Annotated in this window: 4 protein-coding genes; all 4 read right to left on the reverse strand. The window is 64.2% G+C overall.

Annotated features, from left to right (window positions below; all coding sequences use genetic code 11):
• Positions 1-786: class C sortase (locus B2994_RS00100; protein WP_291526386.1), on the reverse strand; the 786-nt coding region annotated here is incomplete at its 3' end.
• An 81-nt stretch (positions 787-867) separates the two neighbouring features.
• Positions 868-1,863, reverse strand: a complete 996-nt coding sequence (locus B2994_RS00105; RefSeq protein ID WP_291526387.1) for a Cna B-type domain-containing protein — start codon at positions 1,861-1,863, stop codon at positions 868-870.
• 186 nt (positions 1,864-2,049) lie between these two features.
• Positions 2,050-3,603: a SpaH/EbpB family LPXTG-anchored major pilin gene (locus B2994_RS00110; protein ID WP_291526388.1), complete on the reverse strand. Its 1,554-nt coding sequence runs from the start codon at positions 3,601-3,603 to the stop codon at positions 2,050-2,052.
• A 287-nt stretch (positions 3,604-3,890) separates the two neighbouring features.
• The coding region (locus B2994_RS00115; protein WP_291526389.1) for a prealbumin-like fold domain-containing protein at positions 3,891-4,566 on the reverse strand (676 nt) is incomplete at its 5' end.

Below are 4,566 nucleotides of genomic sequence, written 5' to 3' on the forward strand. Positions count from 1 at the left end.
CAGCGTCGCGCATCCCGCGATCGCCGACCGGAACAGTCGCTGGGGCCAGTCGTAGTCGGTGGTGTCCGGAGTCGTCGGGTTGGGGATCCGGTGCCCGCGCACCAGCAGCCGATGCGTGTTGATGCCGTAGGGCGTGCAGGTTATCAGCGTCGCATAGTCCCCGCCGGGGTCGATGGACAGGTATTGGAAGTCGTCCGGCAGCACGACTTCGACCTGGTCCACCTCGTACGTGTATGTCTCGTCCAGCACATGGAACGCGAAGGTGTCGCCGGCGCGCAGCTCGTCCAGGCCGGTCAGCAGCCGGGCGGACGGCAGACCGGTGTGGCCGGACACCACCGCATGCGTCCCCTCGCCGCCCACCGGCAGTGACGAGCCGGGCAGATGCCCCACGGCGATCTGCAGCACCGAATCTTCCGTGCCGTGGTATATCGGCAGTCGGGTTTTGAGCCTTGGAATCGTGACGTAGCCCATGATGCCGGTGCCCGTCACATCCAGGGTGGACCGGTATGCCTGTTCGAACTCCTCGGACTTCGTGGAGGCTTCGGACCACCGGTCCATCTGGTCGTCCTGCGCGGACCGTTCCAGCTGCGCATTGTACGACCGCGCCGCGTCCAGCAGTTCCTGGCGTCGCTGAGCGCCCAGATCGTCGATTGTCTCGACATACGACGCCACCACTTGCGACTGGTGCATGCGGTTCCACACGTCCGCCACGGTTGGATACGCCAGCATGCCCACGCCCGCCACCAGCAGCAGCACGAGGAAGGTGGCGACGAGCCCCAGTCCCATGTCGGCGATTCGGCGTGGCCGGTGGGCGCCACGCCGGCTGTCCGGATGCGTCATTGCGCCGTCTGCGTGTTCATCGGACGGTCACTCCTGCCGCCTGCGCTGGAGGCGCTTGACGGCGAGGCCGGCGACCAGCAGCACGACGGCGAGTATGGTCACGCCTGCCACGGCCGCACCGGTTTTGCTGATCGTGGACGGCGGGTTCGTCGGCGGATTGGACGGCGGGGCGTAGGTGTTCACAATGGTGACGGTCGCGCCCTCGCGGTCGGTGCTGGTCGCATACCCGTCGGGAACGGTTTTCTCGACCGCCGTCCATGCATGGTTCTTGTCGAGGCCGGTCCATTCGTGGGTCCAGGCGTTGGACGCGTCAAGCGTGACCTCCTCCGCCACGGTCCTGTCCTTCAGCAGTTGGACGACCACCGCGGCGGGGCGTTTGCCGTGCGCGTCGCCGTTGTCCTTCCACGTCTTGACGACTTTGAGGCGTTCCTTTTCATCCGGCGGGGTCGTCGGCGGGACCTCGCAATCGGCCTTCGGCTCCATGGAGACGTTCACGCCGGCGGCGGCGCCGTCCGCGCCCGTGCGCGTCGGCAACGACACCAGCGCGGCGCCCGACTCGCAGGACAGGCTGTCGCTTCTGTATGCGTCATACGTCACCAGGTACAGGCCGTTGGGCAGGTCGGTGAAGGCGTGGATGCCGTCGACGCCCGTTTCGCCGGTCCGCAGCGCCTGCGGCCGGTCGCGGGCGACGTATCCCGCCAGCGTGTTCGCCAGGTCGCGCAAGCCGTTCTGGTCCATGCCGTTCAGCGACGGCCAGTCGACCTGATACCCCTTGAAGGTCTCCGTCGGTTCGGCCGCCCAGTCCTCGCCCCACGAGGCGACCCTGTGCAGTTCCAGCGGCACGCCGGGCACGGGCGCGCCGTCATGCGTATACGTAACCGTGACGGAGCCGTCGCCCGTCGGTTCGGCCGCGGCCGCCGCCCGCGCGGAAGCAGAGCCGGCAACCGCCAATGCCAGCGATACCAGCAGCGCCACCGCGACCGCAATCCAACCGTGCGTCCGTGACTTGAAATCCGCAGTCATATCAGCCCTCTTCCCCTGAAATCCCCTCAATGAACAATGACGATGAAGCATCTATGAAGTATGAAGAGCATTCGCGCCGCCGGAGACGACCGGGCCGGCTGCGGCGGCGCGATGCTGCGTCTTTTCATGACCCCGAAAAGACAAGGGGTTGAGTTATGTATTGCGGCTGCCGTATAGCCGGGCCGGTCAGGCGTGCTGCCGCTTGCGCAGCACCACGGCCAGACCCAGGGCGGCGATGACGACGATCACCGCACCGGCCGTGTACAGCGCGACCGTGCCCATGCCGCCGGTGGTCGGCAGTTCGCTGCCGGACTTGTTCTCCACCTCGACGGTCTTGTCGTCGTCTTTCTGGCCGCCCACCGTCACATTGCCATCGTGGTCGATTTCGACCACGATCGAGTCGGTCAGCTTGTTGTAGCCGCCGGGCGCCTCGGTTTCAGTCAGGTAGTAGGTGCCGGCGTCAAGACCGAACAGCCTGAACTTGCCTGTGTCGGGCGTGGTGAACTCGGTGACCGTGTTCTCATCGCCTGCAGTTGCGAGGCGATACTGGTCGATACCGTTGTCGTCACTGTCCAGCTTGACGAACTGGAGCGTAGACCCCTCGACATCAACGATGCTGGTGGACAGCTTGAACTTCGCGCCCTTAAGCGGGGTCTTCTTCTCGCCACCCGTGTACTTGAACACGCTGAACTCCCACACGTATGTGGTGGTCTTGTCGTGCTCCGTGTGGCCGTTGTCGCCGTAGTCGAGCCAGGTTTCGTTCGGGTTGCCCTTGCCGGCGATGACCGCGTCCTTGTTGACCGTTGCGGAGTAATAGACCACGATCTTCTTGCCGGCCAGACCGGCCACATACGCATCCGCGAACTTGACCGTGAAGGTGTCGTCACCATCCGGGGTCTCCTGCAGCTGCCATGTGTCGACGGAAGATTCCACTTTGACGCCCTCGACTTCAACCTTGTCGATCTGCTTGAAGGTAAGGCCCTTGCTCATCTGATCGTGCAGCTTGTAGTTCTTCGCGCCCTCCTTCACCTCGATCGTGGTCTTGAAATCCACGGTCTCGCCGATGGCGGCGTCGTTCTTGTCACCCCACTGCCCGTCGGAATTCTCCTGGACCTGCTTGTCGATCGTGGGCACCTCGTTCTTGTCTTCCGTCGACGCTTCCGGCTTCGTGGTGGTCAGGCTCACCAGCGCTCCGGTCGTGCTGCCCACCAGGTAATAGCCGAGGGGAAGATCCGAGAATGTCACGTACGCCGTCGAGAAGTTAGTGGCAGCCGTGTATTCCGCATTGTCGGACTTGTCTTCCGTAACCGCGTTGCCTTCGTCAACGGTCCGCTGGTAATGGCCTGCAGCCGTGATGGCGTCCGTATGATCCTTGGCGTATGCGAGCGCCGCCTGCGCGAACGCCTGCACATCAGAGTCCGGATGTTCCGAATTCTTCCACGTCACGTACCCGTCAGTGTCCACGGTGATGTACTTCTGAGCGGTGGCGTCTGTCTTCAGGAAGCTGCTCCATTCTGTTGTCGCCGCCTTGTACTTGAACGTCGTGTAATTGGTGTCGCTCTCCAGCGTCAGCATCTGGTAGACGTCGTACCGCTGGTTGTCGTGCACGTTGCTCACCATCACCGAGCCCGGATTCGTCGGCCCTTCTGCGGCGTTGGCGGCGGACGCCACCATGCCTCCCGTCAGCAGTGTCGCCGCGGCAGCCACGACGCCGGCTACGGCCCTCCATATTCTCTTCATGGCAATATTCCTTTCGTATTCGTTGCCGACGCTTTCATGGTGTCGGCAGTGATATGAGATATGTCTTCGGTTGGCGCGCCACCGCTGCTCTGCGGATTCGCGCACCTGCGGCACCCCTTCTTGGGTGTCGAGCCCCAACCTCCTTTCGTTGGCAAATAACCTTCAAGACTGTGTGTGTTTTTGCTGTGCGGGCGACCGCCACGCGGCTCCCGCCGTGCCGGTTCCCGTTCCCAGGCCGGTCCGCCTTGCATTGCGGGCCAAGCCGGGGAACGGGGGCCTTGCGCCCATTACCGCAATCGCATGCGCCGCGACCACAGCACGCTCAGTCCCACGCCGGCGAGCGCCGTGAGCAACATACCCGTGATCAGCAGGCCGACCGTTCCCGAGCCACCGGTGCCGGGCAATTCCGGCAGGGGTTCGTTGGTGATCTTGCACGCTGCTCCGGAGTTGATGACGTCGGTTGAGTTGTTATCGGTGCCGGAGGCGACCGTGCACAGCTGTTGCGACTGCGACGGGTCGTCGGCTTGGGGTGTGAAGGTGATCTTCCACTTCGGCCCGCTATCGCCGCCGTCACCCCTGGAGAGCGTCACCAGGTATCGCGTGCCGTCGAGACGGTAGCCGTCCGGCGCCTTCGTCTCCTGCAGGATCCACGTGATCGACGACGAGTCGGTCAGCGACGAGTCGACCATCACGCGCACGGTGAGCAGACCGGCGCCGTCCGTGCCCGTGGCCAGATCATTCTGGCCGCAGGTGTTGCTGCCATCGCTGCAGCTGGACGCGCCGCCGTCGGTCCATCCGTCGCGGATGACGGTCACCTCGTTGGGACGGTCCTGGCGCGTCAGCGTCCATTCCGATCCCTTCAGCACCGTATCTGTACCTGCGGCGACTTTGCGCCAGGAGAACGTCACGGCCGGATAGTTGGCGATCGGGTTGCCGTCATTCACCTTTGTTTCCTCACCGCCA

This window comes from Bifidobacterium sp. UBA744, from assembly GCA_002298605.1.
Taxonomy (GTDB): domain Bacteria; phylum Actinomycetota; class Actinomycetes; order Actinomycetales; family Bifidobacteriaceae; genus Bifidobacterium.

Bases quoted from the DNA above. Each gene is read 5' to 3' on its own strand.
- B2994_RS00105 (WP_291526387.1), bottom strand. From the start codon at position 1,863: ATGACTGCGGATTTCAAGTCACGGACGCACGGTTGGATTGCGGTCGCG.
- B2994_RS00110 (WP_291526388.1), bottom strand. From the start codon at position 3,603: ATGAAGAGAATATGGAGGGCCGTAGCCGGCGTCGTGGCTGCCGCGGCG.